General features: G+C 62.8%; 16 protein-coding genes. 9 read left to right on the top strand and 7 right to left on the bottom strand.

The window, feature by feature from the left end; genetic code table 11:
* Positions 1-271: 271 nt before the first annotated feature.
* From CQ12_RS28020 to CQ12_RS28010, 3 genes are all read left to right on the top strand, one after another.
* Positions 272-1,726 carry a DEAD/DEAH box helicase gene (locus CQ12_RS28020; protein WP_057838524.1) on the top strand — a complete coding sequence of 485 codons (1,455 nt, stop codon included), beginning with the start codon at positions 272-274 and terminating at the stop codon, positions 1,724-1,726.
* Positions 1,727-1,749: 23 nt separating this feature from the next.
* Positions 1,750-2,037 carry a translation initiation factor IF-1 gene (gene infA, locus CQ12_RS28015; RefSeq protein WP_057838523.1) on the top strand — a complete coding sequence of 96 codons (288 nt, stop codon included), beginning with the start codon at positions 1,750-1,752 and terminating at the stop codon, positions 2,035-2,037.
* Between the two features lie 272 nt (positions 2,038-2,309).
* Positions 2,310-2,522: a cold-shock protein gene (locus CQ12_RS28010; protein ID WP_002714433.1), complete on the top strand. Its 213-nt coding sequence runs from the start codon at positions 2,310-2,312 to the stop codon at positions 2,520-2,522.
* Positions 2,523-2,650: 128 nt separating this feature from the next.
* Here CQ12_RS28010 and CQ12_RS28005 read toward each other — a convergent pair whose 3' ends face one another.
* From CQ12_RS28005 to CQ12_RS27975, 7 genes are all read right to left on the bottom strand, one after another.
* Positions 2,651-3,223, bottom strand: coding sequence for a TadE/TadG family type IV pilus assembly protein (locus CQ12_RS28005; RefSeq protein ID WP_157088543.1), 573 nt, complete (start codon positions 3,221-3,223; stop codon positions 2,651-2,653).
* A 20-nt stretch (positions 3,224-3,243) separates the two neighbouring features.
* On the bottom strand, positions 3,244-3,777 hold the full coding sequence (locus tag CQ12_RS28000) for a TadE/TadG family type IV pilus assembly protein (protein WP_057838521.1): 534 nt from the start codon (positions 3,775-3,777) through the stop codon (positions 3,244-3,246).
* Positions 3,778-3,940: 163 nt separating this feature from the next.
* Positions 3,941-4,441 carry a pilus assembly protein N-terminal domain-containing protein gene (locus CQ12_RS27995; RefSeq protein WP_057838520.1) on the bottom strand — a complete coding sequence of 167 codons (501 nt, stop codon included), beginning with the start codon at positions 4,439-4,441 and terminating at the stop codon, positions 3,941-3,943.
* 216 nt (positions 4,442-4,657) lie between these two features.
* A complete protein-coding gene (locus CQ12_RS27990; RefSeq protein WP_057838519.1) occupies positions 4,658-5,485 on the bottom strand; it encodes a sterol desaturase family protein in 828 nt (275 codons plus the stop codon).
* 104 nt (positions 5,486-5,589) lie between these two features.
* Positions 5,590-7,041, bottom strand: a complete 1,452-nt coding sequence (locus CQ12_RS27985; protein ID WP_347337450.1) for a hypothetical protein — start codon at positions 7,039-7,041, stop codon at positions 5,590-5,592.
* Positions 7,042-7,053: 12 nt separating this feature from the next.
* The gene (locus CQ12_RS27980) at positions 7,054-8,499 is read right to left on the bottom strand and encodes a hypothetical protein (protein ID WP_057838517.1); all 1,446 of its coding nucleotides are present in this window, start codon (positions 8,497-8,499) and stop codon (positions 7,054-7,056) included.
* A 112-nt stretch (positions 8,500-8,611) separates the two neighbouring features.
* Entirely contained in the window at positions 8,612-9,442 is an 831-nt protein-coding gene (locus tag CQ12_RS27975; RefSeq protein WP_057838516.1) for a sterol desaturase family protein, read from the bottom strand.
* A 302-nt stretch (positions 9,443-9,744) separates the two neighbouring features.
* Between CQ12_RS27975 and CQ12_RS27970 the strand changes: the two genes are divergently transcribed.
* From CQ12_RS27970 to CQ12_RS27945, 6 genes are all read left to right on the top strand, one after another.
* The gene (locus tag CQ12_RS27970; RefSeq protein WP_057838515.1) at positions 9,745-9,909 is read left to right on the top strand and encodes a Flp family type IVb pilin; all 165 of its coding nucleotides are present in this window, start codon (positions 9,745-9,747) and stop codon (positions 9,907-9,909) included.
* Positions 9,910-10,072: 163 nt separating this feature from the next.
* Complete coding sequence (locus tag CQ12_RS27965; RefSeq protein WP_057838514.1) at positions 10,073-10,597, top strand: A24 family peptidase; 525 nt, start codon at positions 10,073-10,075, stop codon at positions 10,595-10,597.
* Between the two features lie 126 nt (positions 10,598-10,723).
* Positions 10,724-11,515, top strand: coding sequence for a Flp pilus assembly protein CpaB (cpaB, locus tag CQ12_RS27960; RefSeq protein ID WP_057838567.1), 792 nt, complete (start codon positions 10,724-10,726; stop codon positions 11,513-11,515).
* Between the two features lie 17 nt (positions 11,516-11,532).
* A complete protein-coding gene (locus CQ12_RS27955; RefSeq protein WP_057838566.1) occupies positions 11,533-13,008 on the top strand; it encodes a type II and III secretion system protein family protein in 1,476 nt (491 codons plus the stop codon).
* 9 nt (positions 13,009-13,017) lie between these two features.
* On the top strand, positions 13,018-13,773 hold the full coding sequence (locus CQ12_RS27950; protein WP_057838513.1) for a CpaD family pilus assembly protein: 756 nt from the start codon (positions 13,018-13,020) through the stop codon (positions 13,771-13,773).
* A partial coding sequence (locus tag CQ12_RS27945; protein WP_057838512.1) for a CpaE/TadZ family protein occupies positions 13,770-14,803 on the top strand: 1,034 nt, incomplete at its 3' end. The genes CQ12_RS27950 and CQ12_RS27945, both read left to right, overlap by 4 nt.

The following is a 14,803-nucleotide window of genomic DNA, read 5'->3' as shown; positions in this document are numbered from 1 at the left end:
TGACGCGCGGCAGCACGGCCGGGCCGATCGGTTTCCTTAACTGCGCCCAGCGGCACACGCGGAATTCACCTTGAAAGCGCCGTGCGACTGCTCCATATGATCCCCGTGACCTAGAGAATCATCAGGTCCCTGCGAGCCGCGTGTTCTGATCCCGTTTTGCGGTTTCTGGCTTGCCCCCTTCAGCTAGCAAAACCGACGCCCCAGACACGCGGGTGTCTCTGGACACACTCGCGCGCTCCCTGGCTGAAACCGCCGGGCGCCTGCGCTTTTTATGGAAAGAACCACCCTTTTGACCTCCTTTCAGGATTTCGGCCTCGCCGATCCCATCTCGCGTGCGCTCAAGGAAGAAAATTACCACACGCCCACGCCCATCCAGGCCCAGACCATCCCCATCGCAATGACCGGCCGCGACGTCGTCGGCATCGCCCAGACCGGGACCGGCAAGACCGCGGCCTTCGCACTGCCGATCCTGCACCGGATCCTTGAGAACCGCGTCCGGCCGCAGCCGAAGAGCTGCCGCGTGCTGGTGCTGTCTCCCACCCGCGAGCTCTCAGGGCAGATCCTCGACAGCTTCAATGCCTATGGCCGCCACATCCGCCTGACCTCGGCACTGGCGATCGGCGGCGTGCCGATGGGCCGGCAGGTCCGCTCGGTCATGCAGGGCGTGGAAGTGATGGTGGCCACCCCCGGCCGCCTGCTCGACCTCGTCCAAAGCAACGGGCTGAAGCTGAACCAGGTCGAGTTCCTGGTGCTCGACGAAGCCGACCGCATGCTCGACATGGGCTTCATCAACGACATCCGCAAAGTCGTCGCCAAGCTGCCGATCAAGCGGCAGACGCTGTTCTTCTCGGCCACCATGCCGAAGGATATCGCGGAACTCGCCGAATCCATGCTGCGCGACCCGGCGCGGGTGGCGGTGACCCCAGTGGCCTCGACGGCCGACCGGATCGCCCAGCGCATCATCCAGGTCGATTTCGCCGCCAAACCGGCGGTGCTGGCGCAGCTTCTAAAGCAGGAGCCGGTCGACCGCGCGCTTGTGTTTACCCGCACCAAGCACGGCGCCGACAAGGTGGTGAAGGTGCTGGCCAAGGCTGGCATCGAGGCCAACGCCATTCACGGCAACAAGTCGCAGAACCACCGGGAACGCGTACTTGCCGCGTTCCGCTCCGGCGAGATCCGTACCTTGGTCGCCACCGACATCGCCGCCCGCGGCATCGACGTCGACGGCATCAGCCATGTGGTGAATTTCGACCTGCCCAATGTGCCCGAAACCTATGTCCACCGCATCGGCCGCACCGCCCGCGCCGGCAGGGAAGGCGTCGCGATCTCGCTGATCGCGGGCGCCGAGGAGATGGGCTATCTGCGCGACATCGAGCGGCTGATCCGTATTGCGCTGCCCCGGGAAGACCGCCGCACGCCGGGGAGCCGCGACGCCGCGCCGGCAGCCGCGCATCACTCCGCCCAGCACCGGAACGGGCGGTCCGCGCCGCGCGCCCATGCCGGCCGTTCCAATGAGCAGCAGCCGTCAAAAGGCCCTCGCCGACGACGCCGCGGTGGTGGTAATAATGCCGCGCCGCAGCCGAACCGGCATGAGTCGCCGCGTCAGCCGCAGCAGGGCAGCAAGAGCCAAGCCGGCCACAGCGAAGGCATTCAAGGCGTCGCCTTCTTGCATCGCGAGAGCCGTCCGAATAATCAACCGAACCGTAGCCACCGACCGCAGCGCTAGCCTCGATCGACCTGGAGACCACCATGGCTAAAGAAGAGCTGATCCAGTTCGAAGGACTGGTGACCGAAATCCTCCCCGACGCGCGCTATCGCGTGCAGCTCGATGCCGGACACGAGATTGTTGCCTATACCGCGGGCAAGATGAAGAAGAACCGGATCAAGACGCTCGCAGGCGATCGGGTCACGATCGAAATGTCACCCTATGACCTGGAGAAAGGACGCCTGATCTTCCGTCACAAGGACGAGCGTCCCAGCAATCCCGGCGCCCCACGCGGTGCGCCACCGCGCGGCGGACAGTTCCGTCGCCGGTAAACGAACCCTTAACGTCCCGCAAAAACGCGCCCGATACGCTCCTTATCGTGCGCGAACGCGGCCGGCTGGCCGGCCGAATCAAAAAATCGTGCACGTCAGGATTGTTTTGACTGATGCAATCGAATAATATTAAGCATCGATTTTCGGCCGGACGACATTAGCTATCCACCGGTACAGCCGGTTTAGACGCTGACGACCCTTCCAAAAATTCGATCTCACCAGCCCATCGAAGGGTGGGCTACGACTTGTATATCTGAGAAGGGACTACCCCAGTGAGCATGGGAACCGTGAAGTGGTTTAACGCAACCAAGGGCTATGGCTTCATCCAGCCGGATGACGGCGGCAATGACGTGTTCGTGCACATCAGCGCTGTCGAGCGTGCCGGCCTCGGAACGTTGCGTGAAGGCCAGAAGATCTCCTACGAAATCGTGGCAGATCGCCGCTCTGGCAAATCTTCGGCCGACAATCTGCGCGCCGCCGGATAAGCGATTTTCGGGCGCATGCGACAGCGTCCCGAAGACCGCCGCTGAACAATTCAGCCGAATAAATCAAAAGGCCGCGCCCATGGCGCGGCCTTTTTCTTGTGCCCTCATTCGCGTCAGGCGCGACCGTCTCACGTCTGGCTGCAGACCGTCGTGTTGTACATCACGCAAAGCGACTGACGCGGACGGGTGAAGGTGACATCGCTCAGCGTGATGCCGTTCGCCTTATTGAGAAACCAGGCGACGCTGGGGACGTACTTGTATTTCACCTCGCTGTAGATCAGGTAGGTGCCGGCGATCTTGAGCGCCTCCGGAATCTCGATGATGTCGCCCGCGGAGTGTGCGTTGGCACCTTTGCTCCACTGCACCCGCGCCTTCAGCGTGGTCGGATTGATCCAGAGTTCGGAGATCGTTCCCTCCACCGGCGCCGACGCATAGGGCGTCATGATCGCCTTGCTGGCGTTGAAGAAGTTGGTCAACTGCGAATCGGTGACCTTCTCGTTCTGCGACGTCAGGTCCGACAGCGTACGCGCCATGATCGTCACCTTGCGGTCGACGGCGACGCCGGCCGAGAACTCGTTGGTTCCCACGAGCAGCATCGCCATCAGCGGAATGATCATGGCGAATTCGACGGCCGCCACACCGCTGTTGTTGCCCCGCAACTCACCTGCGCGGCGGCGCATGCGAAGCCAGATTGTGCTCATCGGATTCATTGTCCTTGGCCCTAGTAAGGTTCGTTCTGGAACGCGGCGGTCGCAGTCAACAGCCGCTTATTGCCGCTGATATTTGCGACGTTGAAGCCGAGGCCGGTGACGAACAGCGGCCATTTGTAGAACAGCCGGACGACGACGATGTCGCCGGGTCCGCCCGGCGTATAATTGTTCGGAGGAACGAAATTTCCCGAAACGATCGGGTCGGCAACGTTGACGCTGGAAAACGCGGTGTAGCTCTGCACGTCGATCGAGATGCCGTTGACACAATCGAACATGACGGTGAGCTTGGCACAAACGGCGTTCTTGAATTGCGCCTGGGTGAAGGAGGAGTTCTGCGCCTGGCCCGTCATGATCAGACGCGACGTGTCCTGCGTCACCGTCTCGAGAATCTGGCTGGCAAAGAACACCAGCGCCAGTTCGATGATCGCGAACAGGACGCCGAAGAATATCGGCGCGACCAGCGCGAACTCGACGGCGGCCGTGCCCCTTCGATTGCGACGAAACCGGCGCAGGATGTTTGTCTTGGGAGGCGTGGAAGGCGGCATCGACTAGACCTCAGAACGCGAGGGGATTGCCGCGAAAACCTACCCGAAACTGATTGTTGAATTGTTTCGGCCGATCCAGCCAGAGCGACCCGTTCCGTCAATCATCTCTTAACCGTGCCGCGAGCCCGCCGGAGATTGCCGGCGGGTTCTTATCGCAACAGACTCACCTGATGCCGCCCGCCGCGGCTCCCGCGGCCTGCCCGGAGAGCGAACCGGCCTGACCGATTGCGGTCCTGAAATACATGTCACCGTCGCCGAGGGTGACGCGGCGCTGGCAGATCGGCATGCAGCTATAGGATTCCCGCTCGACGCCGCGATACACGGTAACGAGTTGATCGGGCGGACCTTCGACCTGAATCTGGCGGTCCACCAGCACCTCGCCGTTGCGGTCCATGGCGATGAAGTTGGTTGCGCCGTAGCCCTTGCCGGTAACCACGACGATACCGCCGCTCTGCAGCGTCACGTCGGCAATCAGCGGGTTTCCAACCACGATGGTGGAGACCTTGGCAGGAAGCTTCACGAGCTTCGCCTGATCGACATAGACGGCTATGCTGTCGGGATCGGGCGCGGCCAGACAGACGGCCGGCCACAGCAGGATTCCTGCAACGAGGGAACGCAATCCAAAACGCGCGCGTGCGCGAATACGCGGAAACTTGAACGACATACTCTACCCCGGGGCATCAACTGGCCGGCAATGGCGGATACACAGCGGAACCGGCGCCCGACAAGGTGAATCTGACGACAATTCATGAACAAAGGGCAAATAGGCCCCGCCCGGCGGCAAGAAATCCGCCATTTACCCTTTTGATTTGAGCATGACCTTTTCGGAAAACCGGTATCCACTTTGCGCTAACGCGGCCCCGCGGGTCCGGGTCATGCTCTACTTGCGAAATGGATAGGCCAGCTGCCCGAGGATCTCGCGGGGAAACGAGGGCTGGTCGTCAACGCCATAATGCTCCGGCAGGCTGTCCTTCGGCATCCGGAAAGTCCCGAACAGGAGGTCCCAGAGCGGAAAGGTGCCTGCGAAATTGGTGTCGCCGCCCTCTTCGCGGGCGGTGTGGTGCCAGCGGTGAAACACCGGGGTCGCCACGACATATTTGAACGGCCCGAGCGTCCAGTTGAGATTGGCGTGGACGAAGGCCGAATGGAAGATGTTGAACGGCCCGAGCCAGAGCATCACGCCCGGCGAAATGCCGGCCAGCAGCAGCGCGACGTCGACCCCGATGGTCCCGAGCAGCAGGTTGGCGGGGTGAAAGCGCGCCGCCGAGATCCAGTCCACGTCCTCCGAGGAATGATGGATGGCATGGTATCTCCAGAACCCGCCGCCATGAAACATCCGGTGCAGCCAGTACATCATGAAATCGGCTGCGACCAGGAACAGGACCGCCTGCAGCCACAAGGGCAGCGTCGATAGCGGGCCGTGGCCGTTGTCGTAGAAGGCGATCAGTTCGTCGGCATCGCGAATTCCAAACAGCAGCGCGGCGCCGAGCACCAGCAGCCCGATGCGGAATACGCGCGCGAACAGCGGCACCAGGAACCAGTAGCAGACGTCGGTGACGAGTTCGCGCTTGCGCCACCATGGCTTGCCGGGATTGCAGGCCCAGAAATGCGAAAGCAGCGAGAACAGCAGCGCCAGCGCGATCGTGACGGGCACCACCTTGGCCAAGGTCTGGCCGAACATCTCGATGATTTCGGTCGGCAGGTTCATTTCGACCGGCGTAGCAGAATCCCCGCCGCGCCGCCAGTTTGCACCTGCGTCAAGGCTTCAGGCCAACCACGCCACGCAAAGGATCCGGCGACGGTTGCGCTGTGTCATGGCGTGCCGGCGGTACGGACGTGCAATACGGCGTTGCGATCGGCATAGACGCGCCGCCAGCCGCCGGTGTGATCAAGCAGGCTGGCCGCCGGTGTGAAAGGCGTCAGCAGCACGGCATCGATCTGCCAGGTCTTGAGGATATCCAGAAGCTCGTTCACGTCCTTGAGCTGCATCGCGCGGTAGTAGGCCATTTCGAAGGCTTCGCCGTAGAGCTCGGCGCGGCCGTCGATGAATACCGGCATCTGCCGCCAGATCAGATAGCCGCCAAACGGGAGATCGTTGAGGACCCGCTTGGGATTATACGTCTTCAGCGCATCGACAGCCGCCGCCGGCGAATGGTTTTCGGGCGGTACGAAGGTGGTGTTGGCAGCGAGCAGCCAGGTCCAGCCGCCCAGCAAGGCGATTGCCGCGGCCATCACGGACACCGGGGCGCCGGTGCGGGCGGACCAGGCCGGCCGCAGCGTGAACTGCGAGGCTACCGGTGCAAGCACCACGATCGGCAGCAGCAGCGCGAAAATCTCGACGTTTCTGACATGCGCCAGGGCCATATGCAGCAGGCCCAGCACCAGCGCGATCCGCGGCGGCGTGAGCTTGACGCCGCCGTAGAGCGCGCCGGCGATCAGCAGGAGGATCGCCATCTCGAACGCACCGAACTTGCTGAAGTCCGCCGGCATCCATTCATAGATCAGATGCAGGAGTTGCCCGAGATCGAGGATCTTGCGGGCGGCGAGGATCGATCCCCAGCCGTAAGGCGTGGCGCAGCAGGCCACCAGCGCGCCGACGCCGAACGCCGCCCAGCGCAGCGTCACCGACTTTCGCCGGGTGCGCTCCGCATTCCACAGCGCATCGAGCGCAAACCCGCCGACCAGCACGAGGCCGAACACGAAACCGCCGTGCAGGTTCGCCCACAATGCAATCAACGGCAAAAGCCATGGCGACGGCGCCTCTCCCCGCTCGCTCGCCGACATCAACCCGTGCGCCCAGGCCAGCATGATCGGCAGCACCAGCACGTGCGGGCGCGCCAGAAAATGCCCCATCGAGAGCACCAGCGCCGCGACTGCGACCGCAACCGCATAGCCGGCGGGGATGCGGCGGCCGAGAATATGGGTGAACAACGCGAAGGTTGCGGCGATTGAACTCGCGGCGAGAACCACCGGCCCGGTCCAGCCCGCCAGATTGTAGCTTACCGCATACAGCACCTGCGCCAGCCAGGACGACGACGTCCAGGACTCTCCTGGCCTGGTAAAGGAATAGATGTCGACGCGCGGCAAGGCATTGTGATCCAGGATCCACTGCCCCACCGCGATCTGCCAGTAGGTATCGGAATCGTTCAGGAGTATGCCGCCGTTGCTCAACAGCAGGGCATAGGCGGCGATCCCGACCCAGAGCCATGCAGGCACCTGGCCGAGGATGGAGGATCTCTCGTTGGACGCCGCTGCAGTACTCATTGCGCTCATCGATCAACCGCCGCCGCGCGCGTAGAGGACGACCACATCGTCAGCGTAAACCCGCCGCCAGATGCCGACATGATCGAGCAGCGTCGCCGCAGGCGCGCCAGGCCGCAGCAGCAAGGCATCGATGTCGTGATCCCCGAGCAGATCGAGAAACTGGCTGACGTCCTTGAGCTCCAGCGCATTGTAATAGGCCATGGTGAACTTTTCGCCGTACAACTCGGCCCGCCCGTCGATGAATACGGGTATCTGCCGCCAGATCAGATAGCCGCCGAGTGCACGATCGTTGAGAACCCGCCGGAGATTGTGCGCCTTGATGGCTTCGACGGCGGCCGCCGGTGAATCGCTTTTCGGCGGCGAATACGTCTGATGCGCCGCGATAGCCCAGGTCGAGATGCCGAACGCGACGGCCAGCACCACGGCCGGAACAAACGTCGTCCTGCCCGACCAGGTCGACCGCAGAGCGAGCTGCTGCGACACCGGCGTCAGCACGACGATCGGCAGCAGCAGCGCAAATATCTCCAGATTCCTGCCATGCGAGAGCGCCATATGGAGCAGGCCGAGCACCAGCGCGATCCGCGGCGGCGACAGCTTGACGCCGCGATAAAGTGTTCCCGCGATCAAAGCGAGGATCGTCAGTTCGAATGCACTGAGCTTGCTGAAATCTGCCGGCGCCCATTCGCTGATGAGGCGCAGGAGTTCGCCAAGATCGAGAATCTTGCGTGAAGCGAGGATCGATTCCCAGCCGTAAGGCGTGACGCAGCAGGCCGCCAATGCTGCGAGCCCGAATGCAACCCAGCGCAGCGCCAGCGGCTTCCGCTGCGACGGCGCGGCGTTCCACATCGCGTCGATCGCGAATGCGCCAGCCAGCACCAGGCCGAACACGAAGCCGCCATGCAGGTTGGCCCAAAGCGCAATTAGCGGCAGCAACCAGAATGACGGCGCCTGCCCCCGCTCGCTCGCCGTCATCAAGCCATACGCCCAGGCGACCATGACCGGCATCGCCAGCACGTGCGGACGCGCCAGAAAATGCGGCGCCGACAGCACCATCGCCGCCAGCGCGACCAGGGCCGCATAGGTTGCGGGAATGCGGCGCTCCAGAATATGCGCGAGCAGCGCGAAGGTCGCAGCGATCGAGCCCGCCGCGACCACGACGGGCCCGGTCCAGCCGGCCAGATTGTAGCTCGCGGCATAGAGGATTTGCGCAAACCAGGATGATGAAATCCAGGGTTCGCCAGGTTTGCTGAAGGAATAGACGTCGACCCGCGGCAGAGCCCCGTGATCGAGAATCCATTGACCCACGGCAATTTGCCAGTAGGTGTCGGAATCGTTCAGTAGCCCGCTGCCATTGATCAGAAAGAGCACGTACACGCCGGCGCCAAGCCACGACCAGACCGGGATCCGGCCAAAGCTGGAGGCTTTCGCCTGATCAATCGTTGCAGCGTCAATGCTCATGACACATTCCAGTCCGGCGCCCTGGCGTGCGATCGGCCCAGAGCAGGCTCCCGTTTCCTGTTGATATGCGTTTCCTGGTCACGTTTCCGGCGGGCGCTTGCCGGATTACGCGCTAGTGACGGAACGGATAGGCCAATTGCCCGCCGATCTCGGTGGGGACCCCCTGATCCTCGTCCACGCCGTAAGCTTCAGGCAGCCGGTTCTCCGGCATGCGGAACGTTCCGAACAGAATGTCCCAGAGCGGAAAGGTGCCTGCAAAATTGGTATTGCCGCCCTCTTCCAGCGAGGTGTGATGCCAGCGGTGGAAGACCGGCGTGGCCAGCACATATTTGAACGGCCCCAACGTCCAGTTCAGGTTGGCGTGGACGAAGGCGGAATGGAAGGTCGTGAACGGCCCGACCCACAGCATGATGTTGGGCGAAATACCGGCCATCAGCAGGATGACGTCGACCAGGATCGTTCCGATGAACAGATTGACGGGATGAAACCGCGCCGCCGAGATCCACTCGAGATCTTCCGAGGAATGATGGATGGCGTGGTACTTCCAGAAGCCGCCGCCGTGAAACATGCGGTGCAGCCAGTACAGCATGAAGTCGGATGCGACGAGGAATAGTATCGCCTGCACCCAGAGCGGCAGTTGCGCCAGCGGTCCGTGGCCGTTGTCGTAGAATGCGATCAGTTCGTCGACCTCATGAATGTTGAAGACGACTGAAGCGCCGATCACCAGCAGGCCGATGCGGAAGATGCGTGCAAAGACCGGCACGAAGAACCAGTAGCAGATGTCGGTGATGAGCTCGCGCTTGCGCCACCAGGGCTTGCCCGGATTGCAGGCCCAGAAATGCGAGAGCACCGTGAATACGACGGCGAGCGCGATCGTGACCGGAACGACCTTCGCCATCGTCTGGCCCACCACCTCGATGACTTCCATTGGCAAACTCGACATAACGCCCCGCTCCATCAGATCTGCAAAGGGGTATCCGCTCGCGCTTAAGGAGCCGTGAATCAAGGCATTCGACGACACAGCGCGACTGCGACGAACGTGCTTCGACGTCGCGTTTGCATTTTATCGAACGCCTTAATGCGATGTTTACTGTGCTCAACAAGAGCAAGTTCCAAGCATTTTTACACGGTCGAATTAACTGCGCCGAAATTGTCGCACCCTAGGGTGACGGCATGGTCACGGTGCTGAGAACGCCGGCGAGACCAAACTTAAGTTCGACCAGCTACGTGTACACAGGAGTTACCATGAAGAATCTCGTTTCGCGTTTCGTGAAGGATGAATCCGGCGCCACCGCCATCGAGTACGGTCTGATTGCCGCCGGCATCGCGATCGCGATCATCACTGCCGTCAACGGCCTCGGCACCAAGCTGTCGAGCAACTTCAACACGATCTCCAGCTCGCTGAAGTAAGCGACAGCTGCGAGTCAGCTTCAAAGGCCCCGGCGCGCCGGGGCCTTTGTTGTTTTCGCAAGGTGCTGCACGATCTACGATTTCCGATGTTTCCCGATTGTTCATTTCTGGTGATTAGGCTCGACCGCAGCCATTCCACTCAAACCGCAGCAAGCGTGATTTCATGATCCTCGATACCGCCCGCCTTCTGCTGTTTCCGGCCCTGATGGCGTTCGCAGCCGCGAGCGACCTGTTCACGATGACGATTTCGAACCGGGTGTCGCTGGCACTGATCGCCGGCTTCGTCGTACTTGCGGTACTCGGCGGCATGAGCCTGCACGATATCCTTCTGCATTTCGGCGCCGGCGCCGCCGTTCTGGTGGTTGCCTTTGGCTGCTTCGCGATGGGATGGGTCGGCGGCGGCGACGCCAAGGTCGCGGCCAGCGTGGCGCTGTGGTTCGGCTTCGACCATCTCCTCAACTATCTGCTCTACGTCTCCCTGCTCGGCGGCGCGCTGACGATTCTGCTGATTCAGTTCCGGCAGTGGCCGCTGCCCTCCTTCCTCGCGGGACAGTCCTGGCTGAACCGGCTGCACGACAAGCAGAGCGGAATCCCCTACGGCATCGCCCTCGCGCTCGGCGCCCTGATCGTCTATCCGGAGACCGAATGGATCAAGGCGGTCGGCCTCACTCACCTCGCCATGCGCTGACCCGGCGTCGCTAACTTTCCGTTAAGGCAATTTACACACGCCTCATTAACCATGCTTTGACGAATAGCTGGTCAACTCCCATCACCGCGGCGGAAGCGTCGCAGCGTAATGTGGAAAGTGAAGCGTATGAATAAGCCACGCATTGTGGTTCTGGCCATCGCGATCGTCGCCGGCGGCATTGCCGCTTATCTCGCCAGCGGGTCCGGCGACAAGCCGGCGCCGGCGCCGGTCGCGGAGATGCAGACCGTCGAAATTCTCGTCGCGAAAGCGGATATCGGCCTCGGCCAGTCGGTCAAGCCGGACGATCTGCAATGGCAGATGTGGCCGGCCGCGACCGCCAACAGCAACTTCATCAGCAAGGCCAGCAAGGCCGACGCCATCACCGAAATCACCGGCTCGATCGCGCGCTCCCCGTTCATCGCGGGCGAGCCGATTCGCGAGCAGAAGCTGGTGAAAGCCGACGGCTCCGGCTTCATGGCGGCGATCCTGCCCGCCGGATACCGGGCCATCTCCACCGAAATTTCCCCGGAAACCGGCGCCGGCGGCTTCATCCTGCCGAACGACCGGGTCGACGTGCTTCTCACCAAGCGCGAGAGGAGTGCCAACGGCAGAGGTCCGGACGTCTCCAATTCGGAAATCATCCTCTCCAATGTTCGCGTTCTCGCGATCGACCAGGCGCCGAAGGAAAAGGAAGGCGCCAACTCGCTGGTCGGCAAGACCGTCACCCTCGAACTGAAGCCCGAGCAGGCCGAGATGATGGCGCGGTCGCGGCAGAGCGGCACGCTGACGCTGGCACTGCGCAGCATCGCCGACGTCAACGCGGTCGATGATCTGGACGAACAACAACGCAACAGGCGCGGCGAGAATTTCAACGTCATTCGTTATGGCGTCGCCAGCCAGCAGATGATGCAGAAGTGACCGAAAGGACGCACGATATGAAGTGCAGGGAAATTCAGCCGATGATGCGAACGTTCATCGTCCGCGCCCTGTCGTTTTCGGCCGTGGCTGCTCTCACGCTCAATCCCGCGCTGACGCCGGTGGTGGCGAGCGACTATCGCGCCATGGCTCCGGCCGCCGCCGACGGCCAGATGAACGCGCGTTTCGTTTCGCTCGGCATCGGCAAATCGATGGTGGTCGACCTGCCGCGCGAGATCAAGGACGTGCTGGTCGCCGATCCCAAGATCGCCAACGCAGTCGTGCGGACGACCCAGCGCGCCTATATCATCGGCGCTGCGGTCGGCCAGACCAACATCGTTTTCTTCGATTCCGCCGGCGCGCAGATCGCAGCCTATGACATTGCGGTCAAGCGCGACCTCAACGGCGTGCGCGCCGCGCTGAAGCAGTCGCTGCCGAATTCGGACATCCTGATCGAAGGCGTCGGCGACGGCGTCGTGCTGACCGGAAGCGCCGCAAGCCCGATCGAAGCGCAACAGGCCGCCGACATTGCGGCCCGCCTCGTCGGCGGCACCGAGAAGGTCGTCAATTCGATCGCGGTCCGCGGCCGCGACCAGGTGATGCTGAAGGTGACGGTCGCCGAAGTCTCCCGCAACATCATCAAGCAGTTGGGCATCGATCTCACGGCCAGCTTCAACTACGGCACCTCGGTCGTGAATTTCACCAATGCCAATCCGTTCACCGCCCTCGGCCGGTCGCTGGTCCCGGGCAACGCGGCACAGGGAACGTTCGGAGGCACTTCGTCAGTGACGGCTACGCTGCGCGCAATGGAAAGCGCCGGCGTCGTGCGCACGCTGGCCGAGCCTAACCTGACCGCGATCTCGGGTGAATCCGCGACCTTCGTTGCGGGCGGCGAGTTTCCCGTTCCCGCAGGCTATGCCTGCGATCCCATCACGCGCGTCTGTACGACCCAGATTTCATTCAAGAAGTTCGGCATCTCGCTCAACTTCACACCGGTGGTGATGACTGAAGGGCGGATCAGCCTTCGCGTCATGACCGAAGTGTCGGAACTGTCGAACGACAACTCGATCACACTGACGCAGGCGCTCAACAACAACTCGACGAACTCGCTGACCATTCCCTCGATCAAGACCCGCCGCGCGGAAACCACCCTAGAGATTCCCTCCGGCGGCGCGATGGCCATGGCAGGCTTGATCGCGGAGCAGACCAAGCAGGCCATCAACGGCCTGCCCGGCCTGGCGCAACTGCCGATTCTCGGTTCGCTGTTCCGCAGCCGCGACTACGTCAACAACCAGACCGAACTGATGGTTCTGGTCACGCCCTACGTGGTGCGCGCGGTGGCGCAGAAGGATCTGTCGCGCCCCGACGATGGCTTTGCCTCCGCGTCGGACCCGCAGACCGACCTGCTCGGCAGCATCAATCGCATCTACGGCGTTCCGGGCCGCGTCGAAAAGGCACGGAATTATCGCGGCACCTACGGCTTTATTACGGACTGAGGCGGGACGATGACACCACAGAGCACATTCCCAAGACCCGCCGATCGCAAGCGCGCACTCCGCCTGACGGCAGCGCTGATCGGGCTTTCCGTGGCGCTCGGCGCCTGCAAGCATGCCGTCGTTGATCCCGCGACGACGGCCGGCGTTCCCGAGGATTACCGCCTGCGCCACCCGATCGCGGTCCAGGAAGCCGACCGCTCGATCGTCGTTTTCGTCGGTCGCGGACGCGGCGGCCTTTCCGCCTCCCAGCGTGCCGACGTCATGTACCTGGCGCAGACCTGGCTTCGCGAAGGCACAGGTGTGATCAGCGTCGACATTCCCGTCAATACGCCGAACGCGCGAGCGGCCGAGGATTCATTGCGGGAGATCCAGGCGACCTTCTCCGCCGCCGGCGTGCCGCCGCGCGCGGTCAATGTCCGCCAGTATCGTCCCGAAGATCCCAGGCATATGGCTGCGATCCGCCTCAACTATCCAAAGATTTCGGCGGTGGCCGGCCCATGCGGGCTGTGGCCGGAGGATCTCGGCCCGTCGATCAACAACAAGGGCTACTACGACAACAGGTCCTACTACAATTTCGGCTGCGCCAATCAGCGCAATCTTGCGGCAATGGTCGACAACCCGGCCGACCTCGCGCAGCCGCGTCCCGAAACGCCAGCCTTTACGCCGCGCCGTGCCATCGCCTTCGACAAATATCGCAAGGGCATGACGACCACGACGACCTATCCCGAGGCCGACAAGGCCAAACTCAGCGATACCGGCAAATGATCACTTACTCGCGCCAGAATTCAGAACAGCAAGAGCCGGAAATCACGGCGCCGTCGACCGAGGATCACATCGCGCCGGCGCCGCGGGTGTCGGTGCAGGCCTTCTGCGAGACGGTGGAAACCGCGGCCGCGGTGCAGTCGGCGGGGGAAGACCGCCGTCTCGGCAAGGCCCATCTCAAGATCCAGATGGGCGGCATGGCCGCCGCCGTCGAGGCCTACCGCTCGGCCCCGACCCCGAACGTCATCATCCTGGAGACCGAAGGCCGCAACGACATTCTCGCCGGCCTCGACCAGCTCGCCTCCGTTTGCGACGCCGGAACCCGCGTGATCGTGATCGGGCGCATCAACGACGTCATGCTCTATCGCGAACTGGTGCGCCGTGGCGTCAGTGACTACGTCATCGCCCCGGTCAACGCCATCGACGTCGTGCGCTCGGTCTGCAACCTGTTCTCGTCGCCGGAAGCCAAGGCCGTCGGCCGCATCATTGCCATCGTCGGCGCCAAGGGCGGCGTCGGCGCATCGACCGTCGCCCACAACGTCGCCTGGGCGATTGCGCGCGATCTGGCGCTGGATTCGGTGGTCGCCGATCTCGACCTTGCCTTCGGCACCGCCGGGCTCGACTACAATCAGGATCCGCCGCAGGGCATCGCGGATGCGGTGTTCTCGCCCGACCGGATCGATACCGCGTTCCTCGACCGCCTGCTGTCGAAATGCACCGATCATCTGAGCCTGCTGGCGGCGCCGGCGACGCTCGACCGTGTCTACGATTTCGGGGCCGAAGCATTCGATTCGATCTTCGACACGCTTCGCACCACGATGCCCTGCATCGTGCTCGACGTTCCCCATCAATGGTCGGGATGGACCAAGCGCGCCTTGATCGCGGCCGACGACATCCTGATCGTCGCGGCGCCCGATCTCGCCAATCTGCGCAACACCAAGAACATCTTCGACCTCCTGAAGGCATCACGGCCGAACGACCGCGCGCCGCTCTATTGCCTCAACCAGGTCGGCATCCCGAAACGACCGGAGAT

The organism is Bradyrhizobium jicamae (assembly GCF_001440395.1).
Lineage (GTDB): Bacteria > Pseudomonadota > Alphaproteobacteria > Rhizobiales > Xanthobacteraceae > Bradyrhizobium > Bradyrhizobium jicamae.
Note: the sequence above shows the minus strand (reverse complement) of the source record. Positions and strands in the feature narration are given on the sequence as shown.

Bases quoted from the DNA above. Each gene is read 5' to 3' on its own strand.
- CQ12_RS28020 (WP_057838524.1), top strand. From the start codon at position 272: ATGGAAAGAACCACCCTTTTGACCTCCTTTCAGGATTTCGGCCTCGCC.
- infA (WP_057838523.1), top strand. From the start codon at position 1,750: ATGGCTAAAGAAGAGCTGATCCAGTTCGAAGGACTGGTGACCGAAATC.
- CQ12_RS28005 (WP_157088543.1), bottom strand. From the start codon at position 3,223: ATGAGCACAATCTGGCTTCGCATGCGCCGCCGCGCAGGTGAGTTGCGG.
- CQ12_RS28000 (WP_057838521.1), bottom strand. From the start codon at position 3,777: ATGCCGCCTTCCACGCCTCCCAAGACAAACATCCTGCGCCGGTTTCGT.
- CQ12_RS27995 (WP_057838520.1), bottom strand. From the start codon at position 4,441: ATGTCGTTCAAGTTTCCGCGTATTCGCGCACGCGCGCGTTTTGGATTG.
- CQ12_RS27990 (WP_057838519.1), bottom strand. From the start codon at position 5,485: ATGAACCTGCCGACCGAAATCATCGAGATGTTCGGCCAGACCTTGGCC.
- CQ12_RS27985 (WP_347337450.1), bottom strand. From the start codon at position 7,041: ATGAGTACTGCAGCGGCGTCCAACGAGAGATCCTCCATCCTCGGCCAG.
- CQ12_RS27980 (WP_057838517.1), bottom strand. From the start codon at position 8,499: ATGAGCATTGACGCTGCAACGATTGATCAGGCGAAAGCCTCCAGCTTT.
- CQ12_RS27975 (WP_057838516.1), bottom strand. From the start codon at position 9,442: ATGTCGAGTTTGCCAATGGAAGTCATCGAGGTGGTGGGCCAGACGATG.
- CQ12_RS27970 (WP_057838515.1), top strand. From the start codon at position 9,745: ATGAAGAATCTCGTTTCGCGTTTCGTGAAGGATGAATCCGGCGCCACC.
- CQ12_RS27965 (WP_057838514.1), top strand. From the start codon at position 10,073: ATGATCCTCGATACCGCCCGCCTTCTGCTGTTTCCGGCCCTGATGGCG.
- cpaB (WP_057838567.1), top strand. From the start codon at position 10,724: ATGAATAAGCCACGCATTGTGGTTCTGGCCATCGCGATCGTCGCCGGC.
- CQ12_RS27955 (WP_057838566.1), top strand. From the start codon at position 11,533: ATGAAGTGCAGGGAAATTCAGCCGATGATGCGAACGTTCATCGTCCGC.
- CQ12_RS27950 (WP_057838513.1), top strand. From the start codon at position 13,018: ATGACACCACAGAGCACATTCCCAAGACCCGCCGATCGCAAGCGCGCA.